This is a genomic window from Amycolatopsis sp. NPDC049868 (assembly GCF_044461365.1).
Taxonomy (GTDB): domain Bacteria; phylum Actinomycetota; class Actinomycetes; order Mycobacteriales; family Pseudonocardiaceae; genus Amycolatopsis.
The window spans coordinates 652552-668216 of sequence record NZ_JBITKV010000001.1; the positions used below are offsets into that span (position 1 = coordinate 652552).

A 15665-nucleotide genomic window follows, 5' to 3' on the forward strand; every position below is an offset into this window, starting at 1 on the left:
CCGGGTCGAGCGATCCTCTGCATCGTCGCGCTCACATCCTGAAGACGCCGTAGTTGACATCGGACAAAGGCGCGTTGGCCGTCGCGGACAGCGCGAGGCCGAGCACCGTGCGGGTGTCCGCCGGATCGATCACGCCGTCGTCCCACAGCCGCGCCGTCGAGTAGTACGGGCTCCCCTGCGCCTCGTACTGGTCGCGGATCGGGTCCTTGAAGGCCTCTTCGTCCTCAGTGGACCATTCACCGCCGCGTGCCTCGATGGCGTCCCGGCGGACCGTGGACAGCACCGACGCCGCCTGCTCGCCGCCCATCACCGAGATCCGCGCGTTCGGCCACATCCACAGGAACCGCGGCGAGTACGCGCGGCCGCACATCGAATAGTTGCCGGCGCCGAACGAACCGCCGATGACGACGGTCAGCTTCGGCACCCGCGCGCAGGCCACCGCGGTGACCATCTTCGCGCCGTGCTTGGCGATACCGCCGGCCTCGTAGGCGCGGCCGACCATGAAACCGGTGATGTTCTGCAGGAACAGCAGCGGGATCGAGCGTTTGTCGCACAGCTCGATGAAATGCGCGCCCTTCATCGCGGACTCGGCGAACAGGACGCCGTTGTTCGCGATGATGCCGACGGGGTGGCCGTGGATCCGGGCGAACCCGGTGACCAGCGTCGAGCCGTACTCCTTCTTGAACTCGCCGAACCGGCTGCCGTCGACGATCCGCGCGATGACCTCGCGGACGTCGTAGGGCACGCGCGGGTCGGTCGGGACGACACCGTACAGCTCGTTCGGGTCGGCGACCGGGGCCTCCGCCGGGAGGACATCCCACGGGCGCGGCGTACGCGGGCCCAAAGTCGACACGATCGAGCGAACGATGCGCAGGGCATCGGCATCGTCTTCGGCCAGATGGTCGGTGACGCCGGACTGACGCGAGTGGACGTCGCCGCCGCCGAGCTCTTCGGCCGTGACGACCTCGCCCGTCGCGGCCTTCACCAGCGGCGGGCCGCCGAGGAAGATGGTGCCCTGGTTCCGCACGATGACCGCTTCGTCGCTCATCGCCGGGACGTACGCGCCGCCCGCCGTGCAGGAGCCGAGCACCGCGGCGATCTGCGGGATGCCGCGCGCGGACATCGTGGCCTGGTTGAAGAAGATCCGGCCGAAGTGCTCACGATCCGGGAAGACCTCGTCCTGCCGCGGCAGGAACGCGCCGCCGGAGTCCACCAGGTAGATGCACGGCAGGTTGTTGTGCAGCGCGACCTCTTGCGCGCGCAGGTGCTTCTTGACCGTCATCGGGTAGTACGTGCCGCCCTTGACCGTCGCGTCGTTGGCGACGATCACGCATTCGCGGCCCGAGACCCGCCCGATCCCGGTGATGATCCCGGCCGACGGCGCCTCGTCGTCGTACAGTCCGGTGGCCGCCAGCGGGGACAGCTCCAGGAAGGGCGAACCCGGGTCGAGGAGGGTGTCGACCCGGTCGCGCGGCAGGAGTTTGCCCCGCTCGACGTGGCGGGTGCGGGATTTCTCCGGGCCCCCGAGCCGGGCGGCGGCGAGCCGCTTGCGCAGGTCTTCGACCAGCTCGGCGTGGGAGGTGACGCTGCGGGCGTACTCGTCGCTGCCCGGATCGGCCGAAGTGCTCAGTACGGGTGTGTCCATGGCTCCTCGTCGCCAAGTTAGCCGTCGTTAACTCGCGCCGTCAGGTTAACGCCCACTAACCCACTCTGTCCACCACCCCGAAGCGCGTGAAGGCCCCCTTCCCCCGGCTGAGCCGAGGGAAGGGGGCCTTCACGCGCGAAACGGTCAGCCGATCGCGGAGACCAGCGGGTTGTAGTAGCCGCCCCGCTGGCCGGTGGCCGTCGGGTGGTACGAGTTCACGATCGGCCAGGTGAGGCTGTGCAGGTAGTCGTCGGCCGACGAGCAGATGTTGTGCCCGGTGAAGGCCCCCCGCACGTCGACGAACTTGGCACCGTTCGCCGATGCACGGGCCGAGAGCACCGACGCCAGCGTGTCGGAACCCGAGTTGATCGCGGTGCGCTTCGTGTCGCTCAGCCCGACCGAGCACGAACCCGGCACCGTGTAGAAGCGCGGGTATCCGAGGACGACCAGCCTCGCACTGGGCGCCTTCGCCTTGATCTTGCTGTAGACGTTGTCCAGCAGCCCGGGAAGCGTGTTGTTCACGTAGGTCTTCGCGGTGTTGACCCGGTTGATGCAGGTCTGGTCGCTGCCGGTGGTGCAGGTGGTCATGACGTCGGCGAAACCGGCGTCGTTGCCGCCGACCGAGACCGTCACCAGCGTGGTGCTGGAGGTGACGTTCGCGATCTGGTTGAGGACGTCGCCGGTGCGCGCCCCCGAGCACGCGGCGAACTTGAAGGTGGTCCCGGCGTGGGCGTTGGCCCACAACTGGGGATAGGCGTTGGCACTGCGCATGCAGTCGCCCGAACTCCCGTAACTGCCGGCACCGACGCCGGACGAGTACGAGTCACCGAGCGCCACGTAGTTGGTCGCCGCTTGGGCGGTGCCCGCGAGACCGAGGGTGGCAAGGACAGCGACCCCCAGGGCCGCACCTAAACGAGTGAAGGAAAGAGCTTTGATCCGAGCAGGGACGGCCATGGTCACTCCTTCGTGACAAGTTAACGAGAGACAGCATTACCAGGTGGTAGCCCCACACAAAAGGGTCATTTCCCCAGGTAGCCCACTTGGCCCAGGCTGGAAGTACGGCCGCGTGTTAGCGCTCGCTAACACGCGGCCTTAATATGGCCAGATGCCGGCGAACCCCACCCCACTCGTGAACGGCGAGAAGGCGAACAGGCGCGAACAGATCATGGCCGCCGCCGCCGAGCTCTTCGCCCACCACGGTTTCCACGGCGTCGGCATCGACGACATCGGCGCGGCCGTCGGCATCTCCGGCCCGGCGCTGTACCGGCATTTCCGCAGCAAGGACGCCATCCTCGGCGAGATGCTGAACTCGATCAGCCGCTACCTCCTCGACGGCGGGACGGCCAGGGCGAGCCAGCGGGACGAGCCGGGCGAGGTTCTCGAAGCACTGGTGGATTTTCACGTCGACTTCGCGCTCACGCATCCCGCGCTGATCACCGTCCAGGAACGCAACCTCGCCAATCTCACCGACAGTGACCGCAAGCAGGTCCGCGCCCTGCAGCGCCAGTACGTCGAAGTCTGGGTGCGCGCGATCAGCGACGCCGTCCCCGGGATCGGCGAGCGGCAGGCGCGCTCGGCGGCGCACGCGGTCTTCGGGTTGATCAACTCGACGCCGTACAACCGCCATCTCGGTGACAGCGAACTGGCCGAGATGCTCTGCCGTCTCGCGCTGGGTGCTCTGCACTCCGCCAAGTGACCACGACCGGGTTTCGGCCTATCCCCACTTTTCCGTCCGCTGGTGTTTGATAGGCACGTGGAGCCGGACAGGAGCGAGTACGAGCGGAGGCTCGTCGAAAAGGCGCAGCGTGCGCTCGTGGCGATCAGCCTCGGGGAGGACGCCGAGGCGCTCGACGAGCTCATGCCGACAGCCCGCTCCGACGAGACCAAAGAGCTCGTGATGATGCTGTTCGGCGAATGCAGCGCCATGGTGTCGACGCTGGGTGATGGAGGAAGTGCGCCGGTCAAGGTGCAGGTGTTCGACGAGGACGGCGAAGAGGTCTCGATCGACCAGGCGGACCCGCCCGTGCGGACGGCCGTCCGCACGCTGCTGGCCGAGGTGCACGGCAACAGCGAGGCCGCGCAGGAACAGGTCGAGATCGCGCTCGCCAACGCCGCGCCGGACGAGGTCGACAGTCTCGTGTTGCAGGCGCTGCGCTGGACTATCCGGCTGTCGGCGGAATGCCTGGACCGGGATCTGCCGGTGGCGCCCTGGATCTCGGACGCCGTCGCGGACTGACCGCTCGCGCCGTGTGGCCGGCTCGCGTGACTGGATGGACGGCACGCGTGATCAGCCGGACGTCGCGTGTGTCGTCCGTCCAGTCACGCGAGTCGTCCGGCTGATCACGCGTGGCGGCTAACCCAGCAGGACCTTCACCAGCCGCCCGATCTGCTCGGTCTCGATCAGGAACGAGTCGTGCCCGTAAGGCGACGTGATGACGGCGAACTCCGCCCCGGCGACCCCGTCCGCGATCGCCCGCGACTGGTACAGCGGGTAGAGCCGGTCGCTGTCGACTCCGGCGGCCACCGTGCGCGCGGTGACCCGGCCGAGCGCGTTCGCGGCGCCGCCCCGCCCGCGGCCGACGTCGTGCGTGTTCATGGATTCGGTGAGCACCACGTAGCTGCCCGCGTCGAACCGGCGCGACAGCTTCCCGGCGTGATGGTCCAAATAGGACTCGACGGCGAACCGGCCACCGCGCAGCGGGTCTTCACCGTCCTGATGGCGACGGCCGAAGCGTTGCGCCAGTTCGGCTTCGCTGCGATACGTCGCGTGCGCGATGCGGCGCGCGATGCCGAGTCCGGCGTCCGGGCCGCCGCCGGGGACGTCGTGGTAGTCGCCGCCGTGCCAGCCCGGATCCGACCGGATGGCGTGCAGTTGCGGCGCGGCCCAGGCGATCTGGTCGGCCGACGCCTGCGCGGTCGACGCGAGGACGAGCAGCGCCGCGACCCGCTCCGGTTCGCTCACCGCCCATTCCAGCGCACGCATCCCGCCCATGGATCCACCGATCACCGCGGCCCACCGGCCGATGCCGAGCACGTCGGCGACGACGGCCTCGGCGGCCACCTGGTCCCGGACCGTCACGGCGGGAAACCTGCTGCCCCAAGGCTTTCCGTCCGGATGTGCGGAGGACGGGCCGGTCGAGCCCTGGCAGCCGCCGAGCACGTTCGGGACCACGACGAAGAACGCGTCCGTGTCGATCGCCTTGCCCGGTCCGATCAGGCCGTCCCACCAGCCGGGGCTGACGTGACCTTCCTCCGCGGGGCCGACGGCGTGGCTGTCCCCGGTCAGCGCGTGCTCGACGAGGATCGCGTTGGAGGCACTGGGATTCAGTGTTCCCCAGGTCTCGTAGGCGAGGGTGAAGGGCAATGTCCCGCCGGTTTCGAGCGCCTGGACGCCGTCGGCGAAGCGGCGGCGTCCAGGCGGCTCTCCCTCTCGCCAAGCACTGCTCACAGAGCGGCCTTGGCCGCCCGGAATCCGGCTTCGAGGTCGGCCTTGAGGTCCTCGATCCCTTCCAGGCCGACGGCGAGCCGCACGAGGCCCGGCGTGACACCGCTCGACAGCTGTTCCTCCGGCGTGAGCTGGCTGTGCGTCGTCGAGGCCGGATGCACGATCAGGCTGCGCACGTCGCCGATGTTGACCAGCTGGCTGTGCAGTTCCGTACCGTCCACAAAGGCTCGTCCGGCTTCGGCCCCGCCACGCAGGTCGAACGACAGCACCGCGCCGGCGCCCTTCGGCAGATACTTCTTCGCGGCCTCGTGATACGGGCTCGACGGCAGCCCGGCGTAGTACACCTTCTCGACCTCGTCGCGTTGCTCCAGCCATTCGGCCAGCGCCTGCGCGTTGGACACGTGCCGCTCCAGACGCAGCGAGAGTGTCTCGATCCCTTGCAGGATCAGGAAACTGTTCAGCGGCGCGATCGCGGCACCGGTGTCGCGCAGGATTTGGACCCTGGCCTTGGCGGCGTACGCGCCCGGGCCGAGCGCCTCCCAGTACTTGAGGCCGTGGTAGCTCGGGTCGGCCTCGTTGAACCCGGGGAACCGCGCCGGATCCTCGCCGAAGTCGAAGGTGCCGCCGTCGACCAGCACCCCGGCGACCGTGGTGCCGTGCCCGCCGAGGTACTTGGTCGCCGAGTGGACCACGACGTCGGCGCCGTGCTCGATCGGGCGGACGAGGTACGGCGTCGGCACGGTGTTGTCCACGACCAGCGGGACACCGGCTTCGTGTGCGGCGTCGGCGACCTTGCGGATGTCGAGGACGTTGCTGCCCGGGTTGGCGAGCGTCTCGGCGAAGAACAGCTTGGTGTTCGGCCGGACAGCGGCCTGCCACTGCTCGATGTCGTCCTGGTCCTCGACGAACGAGACCTCGATGCCGAGTTTCGGCAGCGTGTAGTGGAAAAGGTTGTAGGTGCCGCCGTAAAGCGCCGGGCTGGAGACGAAATGGTCACCGGCGTTCGCGAGGTTGAGGATGGCCGCCGTCGTGGCGGCGGTCCCGGAGGCGAACGCCAGCGCCGCGACACCGCCTTCGAGGGCGGCGAGCCGCTGCTCCAGTACGTCCTGCGTGGGGTTGTTGATCCGGGTGTAGATGTTGCCGGGTTCGGCGAGACTGAAGAGATCGGCGCCGTGCTGGCTGTCGCGGAACACGTACGAGGTGGTCTGGTAGATCGGGGTCGCCCGCGCGCCGGTGGCGGTGTCCGGCGCCGCGCCCGCGTGGATCTGCTTGGTCTCGAACGACCATCCGTCCGCGCTCATCGCGATTCTCCTAGCGGCTCAAGGGGTTTCGGCTGATGGCACCGAAGCTAGTTCCGCCGGACGGAGCACCCAACCGCTCTCAGGACGTGGGATTCCTTTCCTGAAGGGCGAACCTGTTGCCCTCCGAATCGGTGAACATCGCCCACCAGCCCCACGGCTGCTTCTCCGGCCGGGCGGGGAAGTCGACACCCTTCGCCGAAAGCTCCTCGTACGTCTTCTCGATGTCGTCGGCGTAGAAGAAGAAATTGCCAGTCGGGAGTTCGTCGCGCACTTCGAAACGCTTGAGGTCCTCCGGCGCGGTGCTCAAGACGAGCGCCGTCACCCCATCGGCTGAAGTGACCTCGACCCACCGGTTCCCTTCGTCGTCGTACGGCACGTCGGTGGTGATCTCGAATCCGACGATCTCGGACCAGAATCGCTTCGCGCGTTCCTGGTCCCGCACCCCGACCACGATCTTGTGCACGCCTCGAATCGCCATGTCCGGCTCCTTTGTATCCATCATGGATATAACGAGATCGGAGTGTATGCTTCGCGGATGGCCGACGGCAACCCGCAGCTCACCCCCGCGGCGTTCCAGACCCTGCTGGCGCTCGCGAAGGGGCGCGCGCACGGCTACGCGATCATGGGTTTCGTCGACGAGGTGAGCGGCGGTACCGCCCAGCTCGGCCCGGGCACGCTGTACCGGACACTCGCCCGGCTCGTCGCCGACGGCCTGGTCGAGGAGGTCCCGGACGCGAGCGAGGACCAGCCGCACGACTCGCGCCGCCGTTACTACCGGCTGACCCGCGCCGGCCGCGAAGTCGCCGCCCGTGAAGCCGAGTTCCTGAGCAGGCTCGTCGCGGTCGCCGGGCAAGCCGGGCTGCTGAAGCGGGCGGAGTCGGCGTGAGCCGGGCGCTCGGCTTGACGCCGCATCTGTTCGTCAAGGACGTCGACACGTCACTTTCCTTCTACGGCAAGGCGTTCGGCGCCGTGGAACTGTTCCGCAACGTCCTGCCGAACGGCGTCGTGCTGTTCGTGGAGGTCGCCGTCGGCGACGCGCGGTTGCTGGTGAGCCAAGAGATCCCGCAGCTCGACGCGCTCGCGCCGTCGACGCTGGGCGGCACGCCGATGCTGCTGGTACTGGAGACCGAGGATCCCGACGACCTCGTGCGGCGCGCGGTGTTCGCGGGCGCCCGGGTGGAGGCGCCGGTCGAGGAGATGTTCTTCGGTGAGCGGTACGGCCGGATCGTCGATCCCGACGGTCACCGGTGGGCGCTGACGACGAAACGCGAGCGGTTCACGCCCGAAGACATCGACGCGAGGACGCCCCGCGAGGTCTGACGTGTGCGGCGGTCCCACCTGCTGGACAATCGCCCCATGGTTTCCGTGCGGAGCGTGGTCGATCGGGTCGGTCCGACGCTGTTGCACGCCCTCCAGGTCCCCGAGGAGTCCCCCGCGGTCGGCGACGTCGTCATCGCCGAACCCGGCAACACCCTCTCCGCGGGGGACCTCGTCCTAGGCGTCGCGATCACCGAGACCACGGACGCCGCGGAACTCGTCAAGCTCAGCGCGGCCAAAGGCGCCGCCGCCGTCCTGCTGAAACCACCGCTCGCGGCCAAACCGTCGGTGAAGCGAGCGGCGAAATCGGCGGACATCGCGTTGATCGAGGTGCGGTCGGCGACGTCATGGGCCCAGCTCGTCTGGCTGCTCAGGACGGTCCTCGACGCGCTGGCCGACGAGTCGGACGCGCTGGAGGACGGCGGCGGCCCCGGTTCCGGTGACCTGTTCCGGCTCGCGGACGCGGTCGCTTCGGTGGTCGACGCGCCGGTGACCATCGAAGACACCAACTCGCGGGTGCTCGCGTACTCGGCCCGGCAGGACCTGACCGACTCGGCGCGCGTGTCGACCATCATGGGCCGCCGCATCCCCGACGACGTGCTCGCGCGGTTCCGGTCGCGAGGGGTGTTCCGCGAGCTTTCCCGTGGGCGGCAGACGATCTTCGTGCCCGCGCAACGCGACGGCACCCTGCCCCGGCTCATCGTGCCGATCCGGATGGGCGGCGAACTGCTGGGGTCGATGTGGGCGGTCGTCGCGGGCCCGGTCTCCGACGAACGCGCGGCCGCGTTCGCCGACGCGGCCCCCGTCGTCGCACTGCACCTGCTGCGCCGCCGCGCGCACACCGATTCGCAACGCCGGGTCTCGGCCGAGCTCCTGCGCGCGGTCCTCGAAGGGAAGGCAAGCCCGCGCAAGGCGATCGCGGAACTCGACCTGTCCGAGGAGCCGCACCGCGTGGTCGTCATCGAGGTCTCCGGCGGTGACGGCCGCGACGACGAGGGCTTGCGGCTCGCGCTCCTCGAACGGATCTCGCAGGGCGTCGGCAGGCGGCCGGTGGCCACCGAACTCGGCGGCGTCCTCTACGCCGTCGTCCCGGACGGCGACGGCTGGGACGAACTCCGGGCAGCCCTCGAAGCCCTCCCGTCGGCACGGAAGGGCGGGACACCGCGGGCCGCCGCCGGCTCGGCCTGCGAAATCGGCGAGCTCGCGACTTCACGGCTCCAGGCCGACGAGGCGCTGGGCCTGCTTCGCGCGAAGCTCGTCCCTGGCCGCGTCGTGGTCTTCGACGAGGCTTGGACAGCCCTCTCGCTCCACCGCGGCGCGACGGCGGCGAGCACCTCGAAGGTCGCCGAGCTCGGCCCGCTCGGCCTGCTGCGCGCGCACGACGAAGCCCACGAGAGCGGCTACGTCGACACGCTCTACCAGTGGCTGCGGCATCCGGGCGACCCGCGCGCGGCCGCGAAGGAACTCCGCATCCATCCCAACACCCTGCGGTACCGGATGCGACGGCTGCTCGACCTCGTCCCGCTGGATCTCGACGATCCCGACGTCCGGCTGGCGTTGATCACGCAACTCGTTTCCCTGCGGTGGAGTTGATTCCACTACAAACTGCTCGACAACGAATACTTTGTAGCGCGACATTCCGTACTCGGACGTCAGGAAAGGGTCTTTCAGGACGGAAAACGTCTTGAAAGACCCTTTCATGACATTCGACGGTTCAGCGCGCGCTGGCGCGATAACCGTCCTCAATGGTCTGCCGTACCGCGGCGAGCAGATCGGCACCGGGGTAAAGCGGCAAAAGAACACCGGGGCCACCGTCGACGCGAAGCGCGGCTTCGTAGCCGTGCCCGGGGGTTTCGACAAGGCCGACGATGACATCGGCCGGATTGCCTTCGGTGTCGACGGTGCGGACACGCCGCTCCCGCCGCCAGTCCTGATTTGTCATGCGGAACAGAATGGCAGCTTACCGGCCAGTAAGATCAACATCTTGACTCGATCGTGCTGCATTTACCGTTTCGCAGGTTGCACGACCGCGCCCACCCCCAGCGAACGCGGCCGTGCGTCATACCCGATAACCGAGGTCTTCGGCGACGAATCTCTTCGGCACCATCCGGACCCAGACCGTCCCTTTCACCTCGGGATCATCGTGCAGGTAAGAACGAAACCGCGCATCCCATTTGCTCTCGTCATGGCCGAGGTACCGGCTCAGCAGCCGCTGTCCACGAGGGACGTCGAACGGCAGCACCTCGGCCTCGCCGCGCGCGAGCACCTGCTTCACCACGCCGGTGCCGACGTCGCACACGTCGACGGTCACCGCGATCGACGGCGAATCCCGGACGAGACCGGCCAGCCGCGCCCACGGTCCGGTGAGGATCCAGAAAGCCCGTTTCTCCCAGAGGTACCAGGCCGGGCGCACGGTCGGCCCGGCCGCGGCGACCCTGGCCGTCAGCGGACCGGCGAGGAATTCGTCGACGTCGAACATCAGATCTCGAGCAACGTCTTGCCGAGCGCGCCCCTCGACTGCATGACCGCGTGCGCGTCCGCCGCCCGCGCGAGCGGGAACCGCTGGCCGATCACCGGTTCCAGCCGCCCGGCGGCGGCATCCGCGAGCGCGGACTCGGTGAAGGCCCGCATCTGATCGGGTCCGCCGAGTCCCCGGATCACCGTGACCCCGCGCGCGGCGGCGTCCTCTTCGGACACCTCCGTCCACGAACCACTCGACAGGCCGTAGATCAGCATCCGCCCGCCCGGCTTCAGCAAGCCGAACGCCGCCGTCCCGATCTCGCCGCCGACCCCGTCGAACACGACGTCGACCTCGCCCGCCTTCGCCGCCCAGCCCGGCTCGCGGTAGTCGACCGCCAGATCGGCGCCGCGCTCCCGGACGTGCTCGGTCTTCGCCGCACCACCCGCCGCGCCGACGACCTCGGCACCGGCGGCCTTGGCGAGCTGGACGACCAGCCCGCCGACCCCACCGGCCGCGGCCTCGACCAGCACACGCTCCCCCGGCCGGATCCGCGCGGCGGTCACCAGCGCGGTCGCCGTGCGGCCGTCGGCCAGTATCGCCACCGCGGCGTCGAGGGCCAGGCCGTCCGGCACCTCGAAGACGGCATCGGCGTCGACCGCGACCCGTTCCGCGTAGCCCCCGGAACCGCCGGTGGAGGTCACGACGCGTTTGCCGACCAGGCCGAGGTCGGCCCCCGCGCCGACCGCGCTGATCACGCCGCCGACACCGTTGCCCGGGATCAGCGGCGGCTCGCCCCGGAACGGCCCGCCTCCGCCGGCCCGGAACTGTGTCTCGACGAACGTGATGTTGGCGAAGGCCACCTCGATCAGCACCTGGCCCGCTGCGGGCACCGGATCCGGGGCATCGCCCGCGACGAGCACTTCAGGCCCGCCGAACTCTTTCAACCACACGGCTCTCATGTGACCCAAGGTGCAAGCTCCAGTTGACTGGAGGTCAAGCGATTGTGCCGGGAAAACCATGATCGATCATCGACATTGTCGCGGGCAAACGATGACACCGCCGTCCGGGTGGCTCACCGTGAGTGGCAGCACCTTTGTTCGCAGAACCGTCGCCAGGAGGCTTTCCGTGCGTATCGCCGTCCCCCGTGAGATCAAGAAGCATGAATACCGGGTGGCGCTCACCCCGGCGGGCGTGCACGAACTGACCGGGCGCGGCCACGACGTCTTCGTCGAGACCGGCGCCGGCGTCGGCTCGTCCATCTCCGACGACGAGTACGTCGCCGCGGGCGCGAAGATCCTCGCCACCGCGGAGGAGACCTGGTCCGAGGGCGAACTCGTGCTCAAGGTCAAGGAGCCGATCGCCGAGGAGTACCCGCGGCTGCGCGCCGACCAGGTGCTGTTCACCTACCTGCACATCGCCGCGGACCGGCCGCTGACCGACGCGCTGCTGGCCGCGGGCACCACCGCCATCGCCTACGAGACGGTGCAGACCCCGAACCGCGCGCTGCCGCTGCTGGCGCCGATGTCCGAGGTCGCCGGACGGCTGGCACCGCAGGTGGGCGCGTACTCCCTGATGAAGCCGAGCGGTGGCCGCGGCGTGCTGCCCGGCGGTATCCCCGGCGTCCACCCGGCGCGCGTGGTCGTGATCGGCGGCGGTGTCGCCGGCCTCAACGCGGCGCGGGTCGCGCTCGGCCTCGGCTCGGACGTCGAGATCCTCGACACCAACGTCGACCGCCTCCGCCAGATCGACAACGACTTCGGTGGCCGCATCCGCACGGTGACCTCGAACGCGCTGTCGGTCGAGCAGTCCGTGTTGGAGGCCGACATGGTCATCGGCGCGGTGCTGGTGCCCGGCGCGAAGGCCCCGAAGCTGGTCTCGAACGAGCTCGTTTCGCGGATGCGTCCCGGCAGCGTGCTGGTGGACATCGCGATCGACCAGGGCGGCTGCTTCGCCGACTCGCGGCCGACCACGCACGACGAGCCGACCTACAAGGTCCACGAGTCGGTGTTCTACTGCGTCGCGAACATGCCGGGCGCGGTGCCCCGCACCTCGACCTACGGCCTGACCAACGTGACGCTGCCGTACGCCGTCCAGCTGGCGGACCTCGGCTGGCACAAGGCGCTGCAGGCCGACGCTTCGCTGGCGAAGGGCCTCAACACGCACGCGGGCGCGCTGACCAACGCCCCGGTCGCGGCCGCGCACGACCTGCCCGCCACGGATCTGGCCGCCGTCCTGGCCTGACCCCCACGCCACACTCCCACGCGAGGGACCTTTGCCGGGAGCAAAGGTCCCTCGCTCCTTTTTGCGCCTTTCCGGCCCCCGGATCTCCTCGATCGCGGCACACTGTCCGCGGGGAGGAACTCGAATGGAATTCGAGGTACTGGGGCCGATCCGCATCCGCTCCGTCACCGTCACCGGACGTATGCAGAGGATCCTGCTGGGGACGCTGCTGGCGAACGCCAACCACGACGTTCCGGCGAGCGCTCTCGTCGATGTGTTGTGGCCGGGGGAAGCCGGCGACTCCGCGTCGAAGCTGTACCTGCACGTCCACAAGCTGAGGCGGCGGCTCGGCGAACCGGATCGGCTGGTGAGCGGAGAAGGCGGCTACCACCTGAGGGTGCTGCCGGGGGAACTCGACGCCCAGCGGTTCGAGTCGCTCGTGGACGAGGCCGCCGCGAGCGATCCGCGGCGGTGCGTCGAGTTGTCGCGTGAGGCGCTCGGCCTGTGGCGCGGTGAGCCGTACGACGGCCTCGACTCGCCGGAGCTGGCCGAGCGGGCACGGCGGCTCACCGAGCGTCGGCTGGCCGCGATCGAGACACTGTGCCAGGCCGAACTCGCCGACGGCGGGCATTCGTCCCTGGTGGACGAGCTGACCGAACTGATCCGCCGTCACCCGTTCCGGGAACGACTGCACGAACTGCTGATGATCGCGCTGTACCGGGCGGGGCGGCGCACCGCGGCCTTGGCCGTCTACCGCGCGGCACGACGGCTGTTCGTCGAAGAGCTCGGGATCGAGCCGGGCCCGGAGCTTCGCGAAGCCGAAAGGCGAATCCTCGCCGGGCAACCGGTCGAACCGGCGGGCTCGCCGGCACCGGTGGTCGTGCCGTCGGAACTGCCCCGCACCGTACGGAACTTCGTCGGCAGAACGGCGGAACTGTCCGAATTGGACGATCAGCTGGCACAGTCCGGACGGGACTCGGCACCGGTATGCGTCGTGGTGGGCACCGCGGGCGTCGGCAAGACCGCGACGGTGGTCCGCTGGGGCAACCGGGTCCGCCCCCGCTTCCCCGACGGCCAGCTGTACGTCGACCTCCGGGGTTACGGGCCGGAGCAGCCGCCTTCGGCCGCGAACGTGCTCGAAGGATTCCTCCAGGCACTGGGTGTCGAAGGCCCGGCGATCCCCCGCGACCTCCCGGCGCGGGCGGCCCGGTTCCGGGCGCTGGCCGCCCGCCGCCGCCTGCTCGTCGTACTCGACAACGCGCGGACCTGCGAGCAGGTCCGGCCCTTGCTGCCGATGAGTTCGTCCTGCCATGTCGTCGTGACGAGCCGGGATTCACTCGCCGGTCTGGTGGCCCGCGACGGCGCGAACCGGATCGTCCTGCGACGGCTGCCGTCTTCCGACGCGCGGGAGTTGTTCCGCGGCCTCGCGGGCGAACGGACGGACGACGCCGCGGACGCGATCGAGAAGGTGGTGCGGCAGTGCGTCCGGCTGCCGCTCGCCCTGCGGGTCGCCGCGGAGATCTTCCGTGCCCGCGACAACATCAGCGTCGCCGATCTGGCCGCCGAACTGGCGGACGAGCATCGGCGCCTCGACCTGATGGACGCCGACGGCGACGCCCACACCGCGATCCGCTCGGTGTTCTCCCGGTCCGTCCATCACCTGCCGCCGTCGGCCGCCCGCCTCTTCGTCCTGTGGGGTCTCCATCCGGGACACGACCTCACGGCGCCCGCGTTCGCCGCGCTTTCCGGCGAAGACCTGCGTACCGCCCAGCGGGCCCTCGACGCGCTCACCCGATCGCATCTCGTCGAGGAGGGCTTCGCCGGGCGGTACCGGACGCACGACCTGCTCCGCGCCTACGCACGGGAACTCGCGGACGAGGTCGGGCCCGCCTGCCGTGAGGCGGCCCTGCGACGGCTGTTCGTGTGGTTCCTGCGCACGGTGATCGCGGCCCGCGCGTTCGTCGACCCCAAGGCCCGGGTGATCGACTTGAGCGGTGTGGAGGAGACGCGGACCGAAGCACCGTTCCATACCCGCGAAGACGCGCTCGCCTGGTTCGCGGCCGAACGCGCGAACCTGGTGACCGTGGTGCGGACCGCGGCGGAACAGGGCGCCGACGACCTCTGCTGTCTGCTGGCCGCCGCGCTGATGCGGTTGTTCTACCTGACCAAGAACTGGGACGACTGGCTGGTCACCCACGAGATCGCGGTGACCGCGGCCCGGCGGTCGGGAAGGCGTGTCGACGAGGCGTACCTGCTGCTCGGCCTCGGTATCGCGCACGACGACGTCGGCGGGTTCGAGAAGGCGATCGGGTACTTCCGCACCACGGCGGAGGTGTTCCACGAGCTCGGCAACCGGCACGGGCAGGCGTGGACGTTGAACAACCTCGGCGTGACACAGGACAGCATGGGCCGGTTCGCCGAGGCGGCGGGGAGTTACACGGCCGCGCTCGAGATGTTCCAGGCGGGCGGCGACGGCCACGGCGAGGGCATCGCGCTGAACAACCTCGGCGATCTGCGCCGTCAGCAGCGCTTGTTCGACGACGCCCTGCGCCATCTGCGGGACGCCGTCGAACTGCAGCGGAGCAGCGGCGATCGCACGTCGCTGCGGTTCACCCTGCGCACCCTCGGCGACCTTTACCGGGACATGGGGCTGCGAGAGCAGGCGAGCGAGGAGTATCGGAACGCGCTCGCGATCACGCGCGAACTGGACGACCGGTGGGGCTCGGCCCGGCTGCTCGTGCAGCTCGCCGACCTGTCGGCGGCGGCCGGACGCGAAACCGAGGCGCGGGACCACCTCCACGAGGCACTCGGCCTGTGCACGGCCTCCGGCGACCCGATCGCCGAGAAGATCCGGGCCCGCCTCGGTTTCTCGGATCAGGCGGGTTCCGCTTCGGCCGTGGCCGGTTCTCCGGACCTTCCCGATCCAGGGCCCGGCCACGGCGCTCTGCGCCGTCGGCCAACCCCCACGCGAACCGGCGCCGACCGCACCGTGGGGGTCCGGGGGGGGCTCGGCCCCCCGGGTGATACGACGAAGCCCCACCTTCGGGAAGACGCGCCAGCGTCGACCGAAGTGGGGCAAAGGGGCTGAGGGCGGCCCGCTCGACCAGCCTGGGGGTCACTGGGAGCGGGCCGCCTCCTACATCGTAGGTAATAAGTCGCCGTCGCGCTGCATGGGGTTGCCATGTCTTCCGAATTATTTCTTCACATACCACTGGCGCAGTCGGTGACTTTCCGCTCTCTGGAGCGTATATCCGGTAGTCAGCGGCCATTCGGCGC

General features: G+C 69.6%; 15 protein-coding genes. 7 read left to right on the forward strand and 8 right to left on the reverse strand.

The genetic code is table 11. The annotated features are described in order from the left end of the window. Positions 1-31: 31 nt before the first annotated feature. Positions 32-1645 carry a carboxyl transferase domain-containing protein gene (locus tag ACIBTM_RS03255; RefSeq protein ID WP_395874945.1) on the reverse strand — a complete coding sequence of 538 codons (1614 nt, stop codon included), beginning with the start codon at positions 1643-1645 and terminating at the stop codon, positions 32-34. Positions 1646-1789: 144 nt separating this feature from the next. Next, positions 1790-2599, reverse strand: coding sequence for an SGNH/GDSL hydrolase family protein (locus tag ACIBTM_RS03260; RefSeq protein ID WP_395874946.1), 810 nt, complete (start codon positions 2597-2599; stop codon positions 1790-1792). Positions 2600-2750: 151 nt separating this feature from the next. Here ACIBTM_RS03260 and ACIBTM_RS03265 point away from each other — a divergent pair, with 151 nt between their 5' ends. Together ACIBTM_RS03265 and ACIBTM_RS03270 are read left to right on the forward strand one after the other, a co-directional pair. Continuing rightward, the gene (locus ACIBTM_RS03265; protein WP_016337026.1) at positions 2751-3341 is read left to right on the forward strand and encodes a TetR/AcrR family transcriptional regulator; all 591 of its coding nucleotides are present in this window, start codon (positions 2751-2753) and stop codon (positions 3339-3341) included. A gap of 57 nt (positions 3342-3398) precedes the next feature. Continuing rightward, positions 3399-3881, forward strand: a complete 483-nt coding sequence (locus ACIBTM_RS03270) for a hypothetical protein (protein WP_395874947.1) — start codon at positions 3399-3401, stop codon at positions 3879-3881. Between the two features lie 117 nt (positions 3882-3998). Here the strand turns inward: ACIBTM_RS03270 and ACIBTM_RS03275 are convergent, their stop codons facing one another. The 3 genes from ACIBTM_RS03275 to ACIBTM_RS03285 all read right to left on the reverse strand — a co-directional run bounded on the left by ACIBTM_RS03275 (position 3999) and on the right by ACIBTM_RS03285 (position 6869). Further along, positions 3999-5093, reverse strand: coding sequence for a homoserine O-acetyltransferase (locus ACIBTM_RS03275; RefSeq protein ID WP_395874948.1), 1095 nt, complete (start codon positions 5091-5093; stop codon positions 3999-4001). Further along, on the reverse strand, positions 5090-6391 hold the full coding sequence (locus tag ACIBTM_RS03280; RefSeq protein WP_395874949.1) for a bifunctional o-acetylhomoserine/o-acetylserine sulfhydrylase: 1302 nt from the start codon (positions 6389-6391) through the stop codon (positions 5090-5092). Before ACIBTM_RS03280 ends, ACIBTM_RS03275 begins: the two co-directional genes overlap by 4 nt. A 79-nt stretch (positions 6392-6470) precedes the next feature. After that, the gene (locus tag ACIBTM_RS03285; protein ID WP_395874950.1) at positions 6471-6869 is read right to left on the reverse strand and encodes a VOC family protein; all 399 of its coding nucleotides are present in this window, start codon (positions 6867-6869) and stop codon (positions 6471-6473) included. Between the two features lie 57 nt (positions 6870-6926). On the opposite strand from ACIBTM_RS03285, the gene ACIBTM_RS03290 reads away from it, so the two are divergent. From ACIBTM_RS03290 to ACIBTM_RS03300, 3 genes are read left to right on the forward strand one after another with little or no spacing between them, the layout of a single operon-like run. After that, complete coding sequence (locus tag ACIBTM_RS03290; RefSeq protein WP_395874951.1) at positions 6927-7277, forward strand: PadR family transcriptional regulator; 351 nt, start codon at positions 6927-6929, stop codon at positions 7275-7277. Beyond that, complete coding sequence (locus ACIBTM_RS03295) at positions 7274-7711, forward strand: VOC family protein (protein WP_395874952.1); 438 nt, start codon at positions 7274-7276, stop codon at positions 7709-7711. The genes ACIBTM_RS03290 and ACIBTM_RS03295 overlap by 4 nt, the downstream gene beginning before the upstream one ends. A 36-nt stretch (positions 7712-7747) precedes the next feature. Further along, positions 7748-9301: a PucR family transcriptional regulator gene (locus tag ACIBTM_RS03300; RefSeq protein ID WP_395874953.1), complete on the forward strand. Its 1554-nt coding sequence runs from the start codon at positions 7748-7750 to the stop codon at positions 9299-9301. 121 nt (positions 9302-9422) lie between these two features. Here ACIBTM_RS03300 and ACIBTM_RS03305 read toward each other — a convergent pair whose 3' ends face one another. From ACIBTM_RS03305 to ACIBTM_RS03315, 3 genes are all read right to left on the reverse strand, one after another. Beyond that, positions 9423-9650 carry a hypothetical protein gene (locus tag ACIBTM_RS03305; RefSeq protein WP_395874954.1) on the reverse strand — a complete coding sequence of 76 codons (228 nt, stop codon included), beginning with the start codon at positions 9648-9650 and terminating at the stop codon, positions 9423-9425. Positions 9651-9767: 117 nt separating this feature from the next. Next, positions 9768-10187, reverse strand: coding sequence for a pyridoxamine 5'-phosphate oxidase family protein (locus ACIBTM_RS03310; protein WP_395874955.1), 420 nt, complete (start codon positions 10185-10187; stop codon positions 9768-9770). After that, entirely contained in the window at positions 10187-11128 is a 942-nt protein-coding gene (locus ACIBTM_RS03315) for a zinc-binding dehydrogenase (RefSeq protein ID WP_395874956.1), read from the reverse strand. Before ACIBTM_RS03315 ends, ACIBTM_RS03310 begins: the two co-directional genes overlap by 1 nt. A 166-nt stretch (positions 11129-11294) precedes the next feature. Here ACIBTM_RS03315 and ald point away from each other — a divergent pair, with 166 nt between their 5' ends. Next, a complete protein-coding gene (gene ald / locus ACIBTM_RS03320) occupies positions 11295-12410 on the forward strand; it encodes an alanine dehydrogenase (RefSeq protein WP_395874957.1) in 1116 nt (371 codons plus the stop codon). 124 nt (positions 12411-12534) lie between these two features. Next, complete coding sequence (locus ACIBTM_RS03325; RefSeq protein ID WP_395874958.1) at positions 12535-15477, forward strand: BTAD domain-containing putative transcriptional regulator; 2943 nt, start codon at positions 12535-12537, stop codon at positions 15475-15477. The last annotated feature ends 188 nt before the right edge of the window (positions 15478-15665 follow it).